General features: G+C 61.1%; 13 protein-coding genes and 1 pseudogene. 9 read left to right on the forward strand and 5 right to left on the reverse strand.

The genetic code is table 11. The features are described from left to right. Positions 1 to 6 precede the first annotated feature (6 nt). The 3 genes from ACZ5G6_RS18630 (at position 7) to ACZ5G6_RS18640 (ending at position 2,175) form a co-directional block, all read left to right on the forward strand. On the forward strand, positions 7 to 714 hold the full coding sequence (locus tag ACZ5G6_RS18630) for a GntR family transcriptional regulator (protein ID WP_223934301.1): 708 nt from the start codon (positions 7 to 9) through the stop codon (positions 712 to 714). A 28-nt stretch (positions 715 to 742) separates the two neighbouring features. Beyond that, the gene (locus ACZ5G6_RS18635) at positions 743 to 1,729 is read left to right on the forward strand and encodes an ornithine cyclodeaminase family protein (protein WP_498687193.1); all 987 of its coding nucleotides are present in this window, start codon (positions 743 to 745) and stop codon (positions 1,727 to 1,729) included. 119 nt (positions 1,730 to 1,848) lie between these two features. Continuing rightward, on the forward strand, positions 1,849 to 2,175 hold the full coding sequence (locus ACZ5G6_RS18640) for a hypothetical protein (protein WP_498687195.1): 327 nt from the start codon (positions 1,849 to 1,851) through the stop codon (positions 2,173 to 2,175). Here ACZ5G6_RS18640 and ACZ5G6_RS18645 read toward each other — a convergent pair. Together ACZ5G6_RS18645 and ACZ5G6_RS18650 are read right to left on the reverse strand one after the other, a co-directional pair. Continuing rightward, on the reverse strand, positions 2,162 to 3,160 hold the full coding sequence (locus ACZ5G6_RS18645) for an aldo/keto reductase family protein (RefSeq protein WP_498687197.1): 999 nt from the start codon (positions 3,158 to 3,160) through the stop codon (positions 2,162 to 2,164). The two genes, ACZ5G6_RS18640 and ACZ5G6_RS18645, sit on opposite strands and share 14 nt — an antisense overlap. 30 nt (positions 3,161 to 3,190) lie before the next feature. Further along, a complete protein-coding gene (locus tag ACZ5G6_RS18650) occupies positions 3,191 to 4,237 on the reverse strand; it encodes a LacI family DNA-binding transcriptional regulator (RefSeq protein WP_498687199.1) in 1,047 nt (348 codons plus the stop codon). 174 nt (positions 4,238 to 4,411) lie between these two features. Between ACZ5G6_RS18650 and ACZ5G6_RS18655 the strand changes: the two genes are divergently transcribed. Next, positions 4,412 to 4,723 carry a hypothetical protein gene (locus ACZ5G6_RS18655; protein WP_498687201.1) on the forward strand — a complete coding sequence of 104 codons (312 nt, stop codon included), beginning with the start codon at positions 4,412 to 4,414 and terminating at the stop codon, positions 4,721 to 4,723. Positions 4,724 to 4,782: 59 nt separating this feature from the next. Here the strand turns inward: ACZ5G6_RS18655 and ACZ5G6_RS18660 are convergent. The 3 genes and pseudogenes from ACZ5G6_RS18660 to ACZ5G6_RS18670 form a co-directional block, all read right to left on the reverse strand. Then, a pseudogene (locus tag ACZ5G6_RS18660) lies at positions 4,783 to 6,245 on the reverse strand (protein adenylyltransferase SelO). A 47-nt stretch (positions 6,246 to 6,292) separates the two neighbouring features. After that, positions 6,293 to 7,090 (reverse strand): aspartate dehydrogenase domain-containing protein, encoded by a 798-nt coding sequence (locus tag ACZ5G6_RS18665; protein ID WP_498687204.1) that lies wholly within the window; start codon positions 7,088 to 7,090, stop codon positions 6,293 to 6,295. A 346-nt stretch (positions 7,091 to 7,436) separates the two neighbouring features. Continuing rightward, positions 7,437 to 8,612, reverse strand: a complete 1,176-nt coding sequence (locus tag ACZ5G6_RS18670; RefSeq protein WP_498687206.1) for a TetR/AcrR family transcriptional regulator — start codon at positions 8,610 to 8,612, stop codon at positions 7,437 to 7,439. Positions 8,613 to 8,971: 359 nt separating this feature from the next. Between ACZ5G6_RS18670 and ACZ5G6_RS18675 the strand changes: the two genes are divergently transcribed. From ACZ5G6_RS18675 to ACZ5G6_RS18695, 5 genes are read left to right on the forward strand one after another with little or no spacing between them, the layout of a single operon-like run. Further along, positions 8,972 to 10,078: an ABC transporter substrate-binding protein gene (locus ACZ5G6_RS18675; protein WP_498687209.1), complete on the forward strand. Its 1,107-nt coding sequence runs from the start codon at positions 8,972 to 8,974 to the stop codon at positions 10,076 to 10,078. Then, on the forward strand, positions 10,075 to 11,829 hold the full coding sequence (locus ACZ5G6_RS18680; RefSeq protein WP_498687211.1) for an ABC transporter permease: 1,755 nt from the start codon (positions 10,075 to 10,077) through the stop codon (positions 11,827 to 11,829). The genes ACZ5G6_RS18675 and ACZ5G6_RS18680 overlap by 4 nt, the downstream gene beginning before the upstream one ends. Next, positions 11,822 to 12,925, forward strand: a complete 1,104-nt coding sequence (locus tag ACZ5G6_RS18685) for an ABC transporter ATP-binding protein (protein ID WP_498687213.1) — start codon at positions 11,822 to 11,824, stop codon at positions 12,923 to 12,925. The genes ACZ5G6_RS18680 and ACZ5G6_RS18685 overlap by 8 nt, the downstream gene beginning before the upstream one ends. After that, positions 12,922 to 14,016, forward strand: coding sequence for a threonine aldolase family protein (locus ACZ5G6_RS18690; RefSeq protein ID WP_498687215.1), 1,095 nt, complete (start codon positions 12,922 to 12,924; stop codon positions 14,014 to 14,016). Before ACZ5G6_RS18685 ends, ACZ5G6_RS18690 begins: the two co-directional genes overlap by 4 nt. A gap of 1 nt (position 14,017) precedes the next feature. After that, positions 14,018 to 15,298: an amidohydrolase family protein gene (locus ACZ5G6_RS18695; protein ID WP_498687216.1), complete on the forward strand. Its 1,281-nt coding sequence runs from the start codon at positions 14,018 to 14,020 to the stop codon at positions 15,296 to 15,298. Positions 15,299 to 15,305: the final 7 nt, after the last annotated feature.

Consider the following 15,305-nt stretch of genomic DNA (forward strand, 5'->3'; position numbering starts at 1 on the left):
CACCCTATGACAGACCGTGAAGCCGTGGACGAGGTTCCAGTTTCAGCGTCACGTACAACTCTGGCCTATTTACACATCAGGGACCGGATCATCAGCGGGGACCTGACGCCCGGGACATGGCTCCGGGAGCGGGAGCTATCTTCCGAGCTCAACGTTTCCCGTGTGCCGGTGCGGGAAGCCCTGCTTCAGCTCGAAGCCGACGGTTTCACGACCACAGGGCCACGTCACGGTGCCGTTGTTCGACAAATGACCATTCAGGACGTCAATGAAGTATTCGATATCAGGCTCAGTATCGAAGTCTCAGCAGCCAGCATTGCTGCCAGGCAGGTAGCCGATGGCGCCGACCCTGATCAGTTGCTGAAGGTCATGGCCCTTGCAGAGTCGCTCACCGACAGCAAGGACGCCGAACTGCGGGCGCGGACAAATATTGCCATTCACGACGAAATCTTCCGGCTGACGGGCAATGAGCTGCTCACCTCCGTCATAAGGCCAGTCGCCAACCGCATGCGCTGGCTTTTCGGCAATGTGGTCCAACAGGACGCCGGGGTGCTCTGTCAGGAACACCGGGCACTGTGCCAGGCGATATGCATGGGGCAAGCAGAACTGGCCTCTGCCTTGGCCGTTGCCCACATCGAGCACAGCAGGGCTCCTGCCATTGCCCAGTTGGAAGGAAGACTTCCATCCCGCCGTCCCCAAACGGCCCCAACCCCATAGCTCCTTCCATTCCGACACAGAGGCACTCATGACACTTGTCCTGACAGCATCCACACTCGAATCCCTCGCCAGCATGACCGACACCATTACCGCCGTCGAACGCGGTTTTGGTGACATCGCCCGCGGCACTGCCCTTCAGCCCGGTCCGCTATCCCTGCACCTGCCGTCGTCGGAGGCGCGCTACCTCCTCATGGCTGGACTGGCAGAAAGCCAAGGGCTGGCGGCAGTGAAGCTGCTTTCCGATATCCCCGCGAACCGCGAGGACGGGCTGCCCACGCAGCGCTCCAGTATCCTGTTGGCTGATCGGCGGACAGGCGAAACACTCGCACTTTTGGACGGGCGGGTGCCCACCCGAATTCGAACTGCGGCCGCGAGCGCCGTGGCCAGCAGGTTCCTTGCCCGCCCTGACAGTTCAACTCTGGGGCTGGTGGGCGCAGGAGCCCTGGCCATTGCCCACGTTGAAGCGTTGATGGCTGTTCTTCCCATCCGGAAGGTAGTGGTGTGGTCCCGAAGCGCGTCTACAGTGGCGGCATTCGAGGCCAGGACCGCGCACCACCCGATCGAATTGGTAATGGCCTCCAGTGTCCAGCAAGTTGTGGCGGAAGCCGACGTGCTCTGTACCCTGACGCCGTCCGTGGAGCCTTTGGTTCGTGGCGAGTGGTTCCGTCCCGGACTCCACATCAATGCTGTCGGTGCCCGGCCACGTCCCACCCACCGGGAAATCGATTCGGAGGGGATGCGACGGTCACGTGTGTTCGTGGACAGCATGCCTACGGCCATCGAGAAGTCGGGCGACCTCATGATGGCCGTGGCCGAAGGCGTCATAACGATAGACGACGTCGAGGGTGAGCTCAGCGCAGTCATCGCGGGCGGCTTGATGGGACGCGAAAGCGAGGACGATATTACGCTCTTCAATTCGGTGGGAATTGGGATGCTGGACCTGGCCATCGGCCGCCTGCTGTACGACGCTGCGGTCCTTCACGGATTGGGAACCAGCATCGATATGTCCCGGTGATTGAAGAGCACAAACCACGTTCGAGGGCGACGCGCTTGACCTGGCCAACCGTGTCCCGCGCGCCAAACTCTCACCGCTGATGGATGCTCACCTATGTTCGTCATGTTGGATAATCGGGTATGGGCGCAGAACTGCTGACAATTCCGGACTGTCCCCATGCTGCGGCCGCTAAGGACCTCTTCGAGCGGGCACTGAGGTTGGCCGGAAGTTCCGGAGGCTTAGTGCTGATAGTGGTGGACTCCGAGGAGGAAGCGGCCTCGCTGGGGTTCCGAGGCTCCCCAACGTTCCGGCTCGACGGACGGGACCTCTTTCCCGTCCTCGGAGGCCCCGCCCTGAGCTGCCGGATCTATCGAACGACCGATGGCGCCGGAAGCCTCCCGGATCTGAAATCGCTCCGAACGGCGGTTGAGGAGCGACTAAATGGCAATGCGCTCAGGGGCGGGTGAGGAACGATTCGACTTTCCCCGGGTCCCGCTCGATGACCGGCTCCAGGACCTGATCAATTCTGCTGAGGAGTTCAGCATCAAGTTTCATGCCCGACGCCGTGGCGTTGTCCACCAGTTGACCGGGCTTGGACGCCCCAACGATTGCCGCCGCTACGTTGTTGTTCTGCAGGACCCAGGCCACTGCCAAGGCGGCCATGGATAGTCCTGCTTCATTGGCAATCGGCTGCAATGCCTGGACCTTCTCCAGTACCTCCGGGCGCATGAACTTGTGGTCGTCTTTCAAGGCGCCGTCCTCGGAGGTGAAGCGCGAATCGGCGGGCGCAGCGTTGCCGGGAATGTACTTTCCTGTAAGGACGCCCTGGGCCAACGGGGACCAGCAAATCTGCCCCAAGCCCAGCTCCTCACTGGTGGGAACGACTTCCTCCTCGATGACCCGCCACAGCATTGAGTACTGGGGTTGGTTCGAAATCAGGCCGATGCCAAGGTCTTTGGCGAGTTTGGCGCCAGCCCGGATCTCGTCCGGCGTCCATTCGGAAACACCGATGTAGAGTGCCTTGCCTGCCCGGACAATGTCCGCAAATGCCTGCATCGTCTCCTCAAGCGGCGTCTCATAGTCGTAGCGGTGAGCTTGGTAGAGGTCAACGTAATCCGTACCGAGCCTGCGCAACGAGCCGTTGATTGACTCCATCACGTGCTTTCGAGAGAGCCCGCGATCGTTCTTTCCCTCTCCTGTAGGAAAGTAGACCTTGGTGAAAATCTCCAAGCCTTCACGTCGGACTCCCTTGAGGGCCTCGCCCAAGGCCGATTCTGCCCGGGTTCCCGCGTAAGCGTCGGCAGTATCGAAGGTGGTGATCCCAAGATCCAGTGCTTGCCTTACGCACGATGTCGCCGCGTCCTGGTCGATCTGTTCTCCGTGGGTGACCCAGTTGCCGTAGGCCAGTTCGCTGACGTACATGCCGGAGGCGCCAAGCTTGCGATATTCCATGGTTTGAATCCTCTTCGCTAGGTGTGGTTCTTAAGTGCGTGGCGTGACAGTTCGCCTGCCACGCAAGGGAAATGGCGGCGCTGTAGTACCGCGAACAACCAGTTGCGCCGACAACACCAAATCCGGCTCCGCACCGGCGTCGGGCGTGATCAAAGCCAGCAGCCGGCGCGCAGTTTCAGATCCCTGCATGGCGACCGCATGGTCCATGGTGGTCAGGTCAAGAATCTCGGAGAGCTCGTGATTATCGAACCCAATAACCGACATGTCACCCGGAACGTCGATTCCCCCGGCTTTTAGGGTGCGCAGCACGCCGAAAGCCATCTCGTCGGACGCCACGAAGACAGCAGTAGGAGCCACTTCCGTGCACAACAGCCGGGCCATGGCCCTTGATCCGCCGGCCGTTGTATTTTCCTCGTGGACTTCAAGGTCTTGAGTGGGCTCCAGCCCTGCCTCAGCCAGGGCTTCACGGTAGCCCTTCAAACGCTCGGCTGGCGGGATGCCTCCAAGCATGCTGTCCGCCGCCTCGCGGATTCCGACGAAGGCGATCCGATCGTGCCCCAGGTTGAGCAGATGCCGCACAGCTGCGCGTCCAGCTGCTCGGTCGTCCACTCGAACACCGGAGCGGCCCGGAACCCCGGAGCCCAAGAACGCAACTGGCAGGTTCTGGGCTTCAAGAGTGGCAAGCTCCTCCGGAGTCGGTTGCAAGGCAAAGATCAGCACGCCGTCTGCCCTTCCGGCGAGGCTCGATCCAGCGAAGAAGCGCTGCCGCGCCGGGGCGTCTGCGAGTTCGTACAACAAGACGTCAAAGCCGGCCTCGCGAAGAATCCGCCCCGCCGACGCAAGCACCTGGCCGAAGAACCATTTGGAAAGGTTAGGGGTAACAATCGCGATGGCTCCCGTCCTGCCAGTTGCCAGGCGGGAGCCGGCAAGCGATGGAACATAGCCGAGTTCTTTAGCGATTCTTTGCACGCGCTTGCGCGTGTCAGGTGAAACACCAGGGACATCCCGTAAGGCACGCGAAACGGTGGATACAGACACATTAGCGAGTTCGGCGACCGCTTCCACTGTTGAGGGCATGAGAACGACGGTAGTGCCATGACGAAGTTAACGCAAGCGCTTGCAAGCACGATTCGCGCGCTTGGATCCCTCCAGGCCCGGGGGGAATGTTCGCCCTATTGCCATGCCTCCTGGGCGAGAGCTTAATGGTGCTCGGGGCGCCGCCCGACGCTCCTGTCTTCGGAGGAGAGAACCATGAAGCTGACGACAAAATCACTCGCAGTTATCGGCATCGCATTCGCGGGAACTCTAGGACTCGCACCGGCTGCGTCAGCAACAATCCACCCCATCGTCGAATCGTTCGACTGTGCCAGCCAAACCGCTTTTGACAACCATCCGTTGGGAGACGTTGCCGAGGTTCCGGGCGTGACCCCAGGATATGGCAACCACTCCACCAACAGTGATCTCGCGTCCCTGTCAGCCACGACGAAGGGATTCACCGATTTCACAAGTCCAGCGTGGTCTGACTTCAAGCTCAACGGCACGTGCGGGCAGGTAGGACAATAGATGAGGAGGAGCGCGACCCCTACTGGGAGGGGTCTCGCCACAATCGCTTTATCCGGTCTTTACGTGCCGCAGAAGGTCCGGTAGGGGCCGAAGCTCTCCGGCGCAGGCGCGGCGTACTTTTCCAAGCCCGGGCGCTCGCTGTACGGGGAAGCTACTGCTTCGATCAACCGTTCCGTCGGGCCCATGTCCCCCTCTGTTGCCGCAGTGAGCGCTTCTTCCACCAAGTGGTTGCGTGGGATATAGATCGGGTTGACCCGGTCCATGGCGTCAGCATCCGGCGTCACAGCCTGCCAACGTTCCAGCCATGCATCGAACGCTGCCAGGTCAAGGATCATGCGGCGGGCGGGTTCAACCTCCCCGCGGGCTGCCTTACTGAGGCTTTGGAAGAACGATGTGTAGTCCGCCCGTGACTCCTGAACCAGCTCAAGCAGGTCATCCACCAAAGGTGAGGCAACGCCGTCGTCAATTACCTCAGGTAGCCCAAGCTTGGCCCTCATGCCGTTGAACCATGTGGCGCTGTACTGCTCGCGGAACCCGTTGAGTGCCTCGACGGCAAGGGTCACCGCCTGCTCCTCATCCTCGTGGATGAGAGGCGCGATTGATTCGGCGAAACGGGCAAGGTTCCACTCCGCAACCAGCGGTTGGTTGCGGTAGGCATAACGTCCTGTTTCATCGATGGAGCTGTATACCACTCCGGGGTCGAAGCCTTCCATGAAGGCGCATGGACCGTAGTCGATGGTTTCGCCAGAGATTGTCATGTTGTCGGTATTCATGACACCGTGCACGAATCCGATGAGCATCCACTGGGCCACCAGTTTCGCTTGGACCGATATGACGTCCTGGAGGAGGCCAAGGTACCGGTTGGCTTCCGCTTCCGACGACGGGTGGTGGCGTTCGATCGCATGGTCGGCAAGGCGGCGCAACAGATCCATGTCATTGGTGGCCCTGGCGTATTGGAAACTGCCTACCCGCAGATGGCTGCTGGCAACCCGCGTCAGGACGGCGCCCGGCAGGAGAGTCTCGCGCTGAACCGGGCGGCCCGTCGCGACGACGGCAAGGGACCTCGTAGTGGGAATGCCCAAAGCATGCATCGACTCACTCACGATGTACTCGCGCAGCATGGGACCAACCACCGCCTGGCCGTCACCGTTCCGGGCAAAGGGCGTCCGGCCCGAGCCCTTGAGGTGGACGTCGCGGAGCCTCCCGTCAGCGCCGGCGATCTCACCCAGCAGGAGGGCACGCCCGTCCCCCAATCGGGGTGAGTACCAACCGAACTGGTGTCCCGAGTACGCCTGAGCCACGGGACTCGAGTCCTCGGGATGGCATTACCGATCAGCAGCCGTATACCCTCCGGTCCCTGGAGAAGAACCGGATCAAGACCAAGCTCGACGGCGAGGGCCTCGTTGAGCATGAGAAGCTGCGGGTCCGGAGCCTCCTCCGCCCGCCAAGGAATAGCCATCTCGGGCAAGTCCCGGGCGAAATAGCCCTCAAACGTGATAGTGGCATGCGCAATTTCGCTCATACCCAAGGATATCGATGTGGGAAGGGGTGCCGCAGGGAAGGAGGAACTTAGATCATTCCACCGCGCGCGCCGACGATCAGTTCCAAGGACCGGAGCACAGCGAACGGGACAACGCCGCTGGTGCGCGGGTTTTGCGGCGATACTTTGTTGCGGATTTCAAAGCGGTAATTCCCGCTGTTTCCTGAAGCCTCGATCAAGTGCGTAGTAAGCTCGGCCGCCGGGTCGGCTCGTACAGACACAGCCACAGAGTCCCAGTCGTCTACCGCCAGGGCGACGGCGGCTGCCACGTTGAGCGACTTTGGAAACAATTGTGTGGCTCGGGCGGCGGACCCAGCAAAGATCTCGATGGGGCCGGCCGTCTTCCGAATGCGATCAGCCTCAACCTCGTCCATCCACGGCTGAATCAGGGAACCCGGGAGCTTGGTTGTGGTTATCCTGACGGCGTCATAGCCCGTTGCGCGGGCGCCCGACGCCAACAGATCCAGGCCACCTATGGAACCCGAGGTCAAGAAAAGCCTGCCAGGGCCTGCGGAGAGCAATCGCTGTGAGAGGTGTGGGTCCGCAAGCGCCCCGAGCGATGTAGCGAGCAGATCTACGCCCGCAGAAAGCACAGCCTCGCCATGCTCGATCAGGGCCTCCTGGCCCGCACATTCAACCAGCAGGTCGCAGCGCTCCAACGCCTCTGCTATCTCCACCTGCGCCGCCGGCGCGTTTTGTATGGCCGTGCGGCTGATGATTGCCTCAAGGGTGGCCCCCTTGACTTTTCCAGCGGCAATGTCAGCAGCGACACGAGCCCCAATGGCTCCATGTCCGATTATTCCGATCCTGCGGGTTACCGGCTTCATTCGATTCCTTTATTGACGGAGTGGATGGACGATCGGTGCAATGATCGTCCAGACGTGCAGCCCAGGTTCGCCAGCAGGGGAAGCCTTTGGGTCATAGGCGATGATCGAGGCCTCAGCATTTGTCACCAGCACCGCCAGCCGATCTCCTCGTGGTCAGACCGGCGAGCATATTGCGCTGATGCCACCAGGGCAGATTACTTCAGTAGTCATTATCTTATTGCTGAGATGATTTCCGGGCAAGACTTCATTTTGGTGAGAGTGATGCGTCTGGAAGATCGGCCAGCGGTGAATGTGGCCTATCCGATTCGGCGCGCTAACTACTTAGGCGTGTACTCATGACAAGCCCTCAGGTGGTTGCGGGTGCAATGAGACCCCAGGCGATGTTTTCGAGAATTTCCTGGATGCCTCGGATGTCCCGCAGGAATGGAGTGCGGACAACGCTGCTGATCACGTGCAGGGCCGCTTTCACCCGGGTCCTGACCACCTCTTGATCGGCACCCGGGTAAACGTCCTCAACCAGCGAGGCCAGATCGGTGACGTAGTCGCCCTGCGCCTCCATTAAGCTCTGCAAGTCCCGCTCGGGAAGGTGCGGACGTTCAGACACGGCCAATTGCAGGAATTCCGGGCTGCCCAACGAGAAAGCAATGTACGACGAAAGAATGCGCTGGAGTGCCTCAGATGCATCAGCGGCTTCAGAGAGAGCCCGCCACATGTCCATCCACCGCACCTCTGTGGCGCGATGCAGTGCTGCGGCAAGCATTTCCGCCTTGCTGTCGAAATGGCGGTAAATGCTGGGACCCGCGACTCCAACTTCGGCGCCGATATCGTCAAGACTCACGGCTTCAAACCCAAACGCGGCGAACTGTCGGATTGAGGCAGCCAGCAGTGCCTCACGGCGGCTACGCGGCATGGCAATCGACGCGCGCCGGTGATTCACCGACGCTTCAATCGGGGGCAATGGCATGACGAGTACTGTGCGGGCGAGCATGGCCAGTTGGAGTTCTTCATCCACCCGCGAGAGCCGGTTAGGGTTCCACGACACACTGATCATCACAGCAAACATGGCCCAAGCCCGCAGGTCAGCCTCGGAAGCGGGCAGCGCATAGCTGCCGGACTGCAGTTTGCTGCTGATGGCGAACTTGACGCCGCTGGCAATATCGAAGCGGGTGGCAGGCGGGAGGTGGCGGGATTCACGCTCCCACAGCACGCCGTTTTCCCGGTGCTGAAGAACTGCCCGGCCGAGCGCCGTGATCAACTGTTCGAGGTCGCCGTCCGGGGTCTGGGTAACGCTATCCAAAACGGGCTGGAGGCTTGCCACAACTGCCTCGCGAAGCAGCTCGCCCTTGCTCGGGAAATGTCGGTAAAGGGCGGATGGCTGAACCGCCATGGCTTTGGCCACATCGGTCATACTCACTTGCGCGTATCCCTTCTGCGCGAAGAGGTCACCCGCCGCAGCAAGTATCAGCGCGCGCCGGTTCCGCGGCCTGGTGCCACGCTCCGGGGCGATGGAGGACTTGTTCATGCTCATAATATTAGTCAGATTCACTTATTGCGCAATAGCCCGCCACGTGCCAAAGTTTAAGAACAACCCGCGAAACACTGCAATTCACTTACGGATAAGCCAGTTGTCGCCAGATAGCAGTGCCTCACCGTAGCGGGAGACCCGAAGGTTCCCCGCAATGCGAGCACCGGCCGGAGCATCCCGGCGGCCGATGCGTATTCACTTACGGGACGCCAGGTCGGCGCGCTAGACCCAGAGAAACACCTGCCGCAACCCAAAGCACCGTCCCAACCCAAAGCACCGTCCCAAACCAAATGCACCGTCCCAACCCAAAGCACCGTCCCAACCCAAAGCACCGTCCCGTGACAAAGGAGTCCCACATGAAACGACGTGCAATAGTCGCTGTTGCTGCACTTTGCGGCTTCGCCAGCCTGACAGGCTGCAGCACCGGGAGTGACACCCCCAATGCCTATGCCGTCAAGACGGACATTCCGACCGCAGCGGCAATGGATCCGGGAATCCTCGACGCCGCCTCCAAGGAAGGCTCGCTGCTGGTTTACGGCGAGGCGAATGAGGCGTCCATGAAACCGGTCCTGACTGCTTTCCAGAACCAATATCCGGATATCAAGACCAGCTACATCAGCCTGGGTGGAACCGAGAGCTTCCAGCGGTACCTCAACGAGAAGGCCACGGGCGGAAAGACCGCGGACGTCATTGTCAGCCTCCAAGGCGCGAACTTCCTTGATCTGGTCAAACGTGGTGACATCCAGGACTTCACACCACCTGCTGCCGCGCCGCTGCCCGACTTCGCGAAACTCGCCCCCGGGGTCTTCGCAATGGAACTGAACCCTGTCATGGCACTGATCAACACCACCCTCCTGCCCGAATCCGAACAACCCGATTCCCTTGAAGCACTCGCCAAGATGTCCAGCGACCCCAAACTCACAGGCAAGATCGTCACCTATGACGGCACTACGGAGTTTGGCTACACGGTTAATCACGCATACATAGCCAAGGCGGGAGAGGCTGGTTGGAAGGTTTTGGAGCAACTCGGACAAAACACCAAGGTCGAAGCCAGTGCAGGGCCGATGTACAACAAACTCCTGCAGGGCGAGTACACCATGTCCTACTTCCAGTCCGGCGCAACCCGGCCACTCATCACCGGCGCTGCCGCGAAGGTGCTGAACTACAAGTTCTTCGCAGATGGAACACCCTTCATGCCCCGTGGAGCCGGAGCGACCACCGGGGGAAAGTCACCCAATGCGGCCAAAGTGTTTGTGAACTTCCTGATTGACAAGGCCGGCCAAACGGCCGGTTGCGCCGGCGGGTTCGCACCCTACCTGGACGGGGTGGACTGCCCAGTGAACTTGGCCAAGGTAACTGCGCAGCTGGGTGCGGAGAACATCAACATCGCCAAGTGGGACCAGGCCCTGGTTACGGATGCACCGGCCTTCAAGAACCGCTGGAAAGAAGCATTCGGGCGATGAGCAGCTCAACACTCACAGGCCCCAAGGCACCGTCACCGCCGCCCGGTATAGGGAATATCAAGCGGGCATGGCTGCCGGAGAGAGCCATCCACTACGGCGTCTGGGTCCTCGCTCTCCTATTGATCCTCGGTCCGATCGTGCCGATCGTCTGGTCTTCGCTCTGGTCCACCCCGCTCTATGAGTCCGGCGGCAACGGTACGCTGGACAACTTCCGCAAACTGGCCACTGACCCCCTCTGGTGGTCAGCCGTCGTCAACAGCCTGCAGTTCGCGGTCTTCGCCACCATCGGCTCAGTTGTGGTTGGAACCACCGTGGCCTTGTTGGTAGCCCGCACCGACGTCCCGTTGCGGAGGATCTATTCAGCCCTGATTGTCCTGCCTTTGGTCCTGCCTGGACTGGTGCTCATCGTCGGGTGGCAGTCGATGTGGTCGAAGAACGGATACGCCACCCATCTGCTTGAGGAGTACACACCCTTCACTGTTCCCTTTGACCTCTACAGTGTTGCAGGAATGGTGGTCATGGGTACGGTCCTTGGCTCGCCGGTGGTCTATCTCTTTGCCCGGGGGACACTGTCCTCAGGCGATTCGACACTCGAGGAAGCCGCCCGCTGCGCTGGCGCTAGTCCCCTCCGCGCCTTGCTCTCGGTGACTCTGCCGTTGCTGCGCCCGGCGTTGCTGAACTCCGGACTGCTGGTCTTCGCGTTGGCGCTGGAAACGCTGGGTATTCCGCTCATCCTTGGTACTTCAAAGAACATCAACATGATGTCCACTTACCTGTACCGGCAGTGGACCGGAAGCGCCGACGCCGGTGGCGGAGTTCTGCCTGCAGGAGCCGTCATGTTGTTGCTCGCCGTCACTCTGTTGCTGTTGCTGCGCAACCGCTTGGCCGGTGACCTCGCCCGCTTTACCACGACCGGTGGAAAGTCATCCAGACCGGCGAACGTTGTTAGGTTGGGCCCCTTCGGCTGGCTGCTGTCCGCAGTCATCGGAGTTGTTCTGGGCTGTGCAACCCTGGTGCCGCTCAGCGGGGTCATTCTCGCCTCTGTCACCGCCCTTCTGACCCCGGCAATCAACCCGTTCAGCGTGCTGACACTGGAGAACTTCTCAGCGATTTTGACCAACCCGCTCTACACCGGAGCGATCGGCAACAGCTTGTTAATTGCCACAGTTGGCGCCGCCATTGCCACCGCTTGCATTTCCGTCATCGCACTGGTTGCCCACCGTTCCAACTTTCGGTTCCGCGGATCCTTGGAGCACATCGTGCTGTATCCCCGGGCCGTCCCAGGCTTGATCACCGGCATGGCCTTCTTCTGGACGTTTGCCATCCTGGACCACTCCGGGACCTTCAGAGCCACGCTTTGGGCGGTCGGAATCGCCTTCGGGGTCCGCGCGCTCGCCATGGGCTATGCCGCGTTCTATCCATCGCTTGCCGCGCTGGGTGCGGACCTGGACCGCGCCGCACGCTCGGCCGGGGCGGATTGGTGGACGGCGATGCGCACCATCATTCTCAGCCTGCTAAGGCCGGCCATGGGCATCTCATTTGTCCTGCTGTTTGTAGCAATGCTCAACGAAGCCGACGCCGCAGTTTTCCTGGTGACCCCCGAAACCCAGGTTCTGGGACTGGCCATGCTTCAAATCGCAGCAAATGGCCTCGGCGGCACCGTCGCCGCCCTCGGAGTCATCCAACTCGTCATCACCGCAGCTGTCCTGGGCGCAGGACGCATTCTGTTTGGAGTTCGCCCTAATGTCTGATCTGGTTATCACCAATCTCACCAAGAAGTTTGGCCGTCTGACGGTCCTGGACAACGTGTCGGTGACCGCTTCCGACGGGCAGATCCTGACGTTGCTGGGCCCAAGCGGCTGCGGCAAGTCCACAACACTCTGGTCCATCGCAGGACTGCTCAAGCCGGACGGCGGCAGTATTGTTGTGGGCGACCAGACCTTGTTCAACCATGACTCCTCCGCATTCCTGCCGCCGGAACGCCGCGATTGCGGCGTTGTTTTCCAGTCTTATGCCGTGTGGCCGCACATGAAGGTCCGCGACAACGTCGGCTATCCGCTGCGGCTCCGACGCTACAAGTCCGAGGCACTCCGCCGACGCGTCGAGGAAGTGCTTGAGCTGGTTGACCTCGCCGATCATGCAGACCGCTATCCGCATCAGCTCTCCGGCGGCCAGCAACAGCGTGTGGCGCTGGCACGCGCGTTGGCATTCCCTCCGCGCTTGCTGCTCCTTGACGAGCCGTTTTCCAATCTTGATGCCAAGCTGCGTGAACGCACCCGCGATTGGTTGCTTCAGTTACAACGCAAGATTGGCGTCACCACGGTTTTTGTGACGCACGATCAAGACGAAGCCCTGGCAATGAGCGACAAGATTGCGGTCATGTCAGCCGGAACCGTGCGCCAAGTTGGTACGCCGGAGCAGATCTATAACGATCCAGCCGATCTCTTCGTTGCCGATTTCGTTGGCACCAGCAACCTGCTGGAGGGAACAGTGATCGCCCGCTCAAAGGGGATCGTGACGATCAAGATCGACGGGCTGGACCAAGCGATCAACGTACCATCCTCGATTGGTTCCGACGGCGTCGTGGTTGCCGTTCGGCCGGAAGCGCTGGCGTTGTTGCCTGACGATGCATCGTCTGACGGCTACGAAATGACTGTCAATGGACCCGTCCTCGAGAGGTCATATCACGGCCATCACTTCCGGTACAGGGTAGGCGTCGGCGAGCAGGCCCTGGTGGTCGAAACCCGCGAGCGCACGGACTCCTCCCACGTGCGTGTAGGCATTCCACGGGACGGCTACAAGTTGTTCCAGCCCCGCACTGCCAAGCTACCCAAGGCCGCACATTGATTCCCGTCGGGTCAAGCTACCCCATCAGGATCGATCTGTTCAGCGACACTATTACCCGGCCAACAGAGGCCATGCGGCGGGCCATGGCAAACGCCGAGGTTGGGGATGAACAAAAGGGTGAAGACCCCTCCACCAACGAGCTGGTTGCCCTGGCACGGGAGCTTCTGGGCAAGGACGAGGCAGTCTTCCTGCCATCAGGGACGATGTGCAACCAGATCGCCTATGCACTGCACTGCCGGCCTGGCGATGCGATTCTTGTTGACGAGAGCGCGCACTCACTGTGCCATGAGGAAACCGGGGCCCCCGCCTTGGCCGGAGCTATGTACAGGCCAATCAGGGCAGATCGTGGCGTGTTCTCGGTTGCCCAGCTTGAAGCGGCACTCCGCCCTGAGGGCAGGTCATCGGCCCGTAATGCGGTGCTCTCCATTGAGCAGCCGTCCAATCTCGGAGGCGGCACCTGCTGGTCGCTGGAGGGCATCACGTCTGTGACGAATGTGGCACGGGCCCACCGGATCCAAACCCACATGGATGGCGCCCGCCTGCTCAATGCGGTGGTGTCCACCGGCGTATCGGCCCACGACTTTTGTGCCCCGTTTGATTCAGTCTGGCTGGACCTCAGCAAGGGCCTGGGCGCTCCAATGGGAGCAGTGCTGGCCGGCGACGCTGATTTCATCAATGAGGCGTGGCGGCTCAAGCAACGGTGGGGTGGCTCCATGCGTCAATCAGGCATTGTGGCGGCAGCGGGTACTTTTGCCCTCCGCAACAACGTGGACAGGCTGGCAGATGATCACGCGAATGCCCGCCTGCTGGCGGAGCTGCTTGCCGTCAACCCTCACATCTCGATCGACCCGCTAACGGTTCAGACAAATATTGTCCTCTTTGACCTGGTCGATTTCCCCGTCACCGCAGCAGCGCTGGTGGACCGCCTGCTTCAGAAGAGCGGGGTCCGCATGGGCGCTTTTGGCCCGTCCACGATTCGTGCCGTCACCCATCTCGATGTTGACGCGGGAGACGTACGCCTCGCCGCTGACGCGCTCAGGGAATTGCTGGACGAAACCTACTCGATGCACGTAAGCAAAAGGAGCAACTGACATGACCATCACCTTTGACGTGAGGGACCGACCCCTACCGTATAGCGTCAGCCGGGCTGCCCGGACAGGTGACGACGTCACCGTACTGCTCAATGCGCGTGTTGTTGATCCCGAGTCGGGTACGTCAGGTTCCCTGAGCGACGTGTGGCTCCAGGCAGGACAGATCTCCCGTATCACTCATGCCGGCAGTGAGCCGGGCATGGGCAGCGTCCTGGATCTCAAGGGCAGTTTTGTGGTTCCCGGACTGATGGATGCCCATGTTCACCTGGCCTTCGATGGCGGTGACGATCCGAAGGGAACTTATCAGAGCAGCAGCGATGATGAGATCATTGCGCAGGTTGTGGCAAATGCGCGGATTGCGCTTCGTGCCGGGACAACCACTGTGCGGGACTGCGGGACACCCAGGCATCTGCTGGCCCCCATGAGGGCAGCTCTCGGTATGGTTTCGGACGTCGCCACAGTGGTTCATTGTGGTGCGCCCATCTGCCGCGTGGGCGGGCACGGTCACGACATGGGCGGCGAGGTACGCACCCGTCACGACATCGAGACAATCATCGCCGAACAGCACGCGGCCGGCGCCACCTGGATCAAGCTCATGGCCAGCGGCGGCGGCTTGACTCCCGGAACCAGTCCCAGCGTCTTTGAATTCGACCCCACGCTGCTCCGTGAAGCAGTGGTCATCGCCGGCTCCTATGGGATGAGGACTGCGGCCCATGCCCATGCCAGTTCCTCGATGGCGGCGTGCATCGAGGCAGGCGTGCACTCGTTGGAACACGCCTCCATGCTGGGGCCGGATGAACAGTGCGTGCCCGATCGCGAGCTGTTGCGCCGGGCGGCAGATGCCGGGATCCCCGTTGTGCCGACCGTCATTTCTGCAGACATCGTTTCCCGGCAATTGCGGGCGGGCCACCAAGTGCTGTCCAACCCGAAGGATCGCAATGTGGTGGCGCGATTGGAATCGCGGTTTGCCAACGTGACCGAGTTCCTCCATTCCGGTGTGTCGATCGTGGCAGGCACGGACGCAGGCCCTGCGCACGTCACCTTTGATCTCATTGCCCGCGAGCTGGAACGCTATGTCGACGCCGGACTGGCAGCACAGCATGCACTGAAGTCTGCAACCTGTGAAGCCGCCGACATGCTCGGCGTGGAGAAGGAAGCGGGTCGGATTCGACCCGGCCTGTGGGCCGATCTCATTGTCACGGAGGCGGACCCCCTTCAGGACATCACCACTCTCGCCATGCCTGTTGGGGTCCTCAAACGTGGCCGGCTGATCGCACAGTAGCCACTCT

Source organism: Arthrobacter sp. TmtSoilC51 (assembly GCF_055388015.1).

Excerpts from the sequence above, each read along its gene's own strand:
- ACZ5G6_RS18655 (WP_498687201.1), top strand. The coding sequence starts at position 4,412 with ATGAAGCTGACGACAAAATCACTCGCAGTTATCGGCATCGCATTCGCG.
- ACZ5G6_RS18665 (WP_498687204.1), bottom strand. The coding sequence starts at position 7,090 with ATGAAGCCGGTAACCCGCAGGATCGGAATAATCGGACATGGAGCCATT.
- ACZ5G6_RS18630 (WP_223934301.1), top strand. The coding sequence starts at position 7 with ATGACAGACCGTGAAGCCGTGGACGAGGTTCCAGTTTCAGCGTCACGT.
- ACZ5G6_RS18650 (WP_498687199.1), bottom strand. The coding sequence starts at position 4,237 with ATGCCCTCAACAGTGGAAGCGGTCGCCGAACTCGCTAATGTGTCTGTA.
- ACZ5G6_RS18680 (WP_498687211.1), top strand. The coding sequence starts at position 10,075 with ATGAGCAGCTCAACACTCACAGGCCCCAAGGCACCGTCACCGCCGCCC.
- ACZ5G6_RS18640 (WP_498687195.1), top strand. The coding sequence starts at position 1,849 with ATGGGCGCAGAACTGCTGACAATTCCGGACTGTCCCCATGCTGCGGCC.
- ACZ5G6_RS18670 (WP_498687206.1), bottom strand. The coding sequence starts at position 8,612 with ATGAACAAGTCCTCCATCGCCCCGGAGCGTGGCACCAGGCCGCGGAAC.
- ACZ5G6_RS18635 (WP_498687193.1), top strand. The coding sequence starts at position 743 with ATGACACTTGTCCTGACAGCATCCACACTCGAATCCCTCGCCAGCATG.
- ACZ5G6_RS18695 (WP_498687216.1), top strand. The coding sequence starts at position 14,018 with ATGACCATCACCTTTGACGTGAGGGACCGACCCCTACCGTATAGCGTC.
- ACZ5G6_RS18675 (WP_498687209.1), top strand. The coding sequence starts at position 8,972 with ATGAAACGACGTGCAATAGTCGCTGTTGCTGCACTTTGCGGCTTCGCC.
- ACZ5G6_RS18645 (WP_498687197.1), bottom strand. The coding sequence starts at position 3,160 with ATGGAATATCGCAAGCTTGGCGCCTCCGGCATGTACGTCAGCGAACTG.
- ACZ5G6_RS18685 (WP_498687213.1), top strand. The coding sequence starts at position 11,822 with ATGTCTGATCTGGTTATCACCAATCTCACCAAGAAGTTTGGCCGTCTG.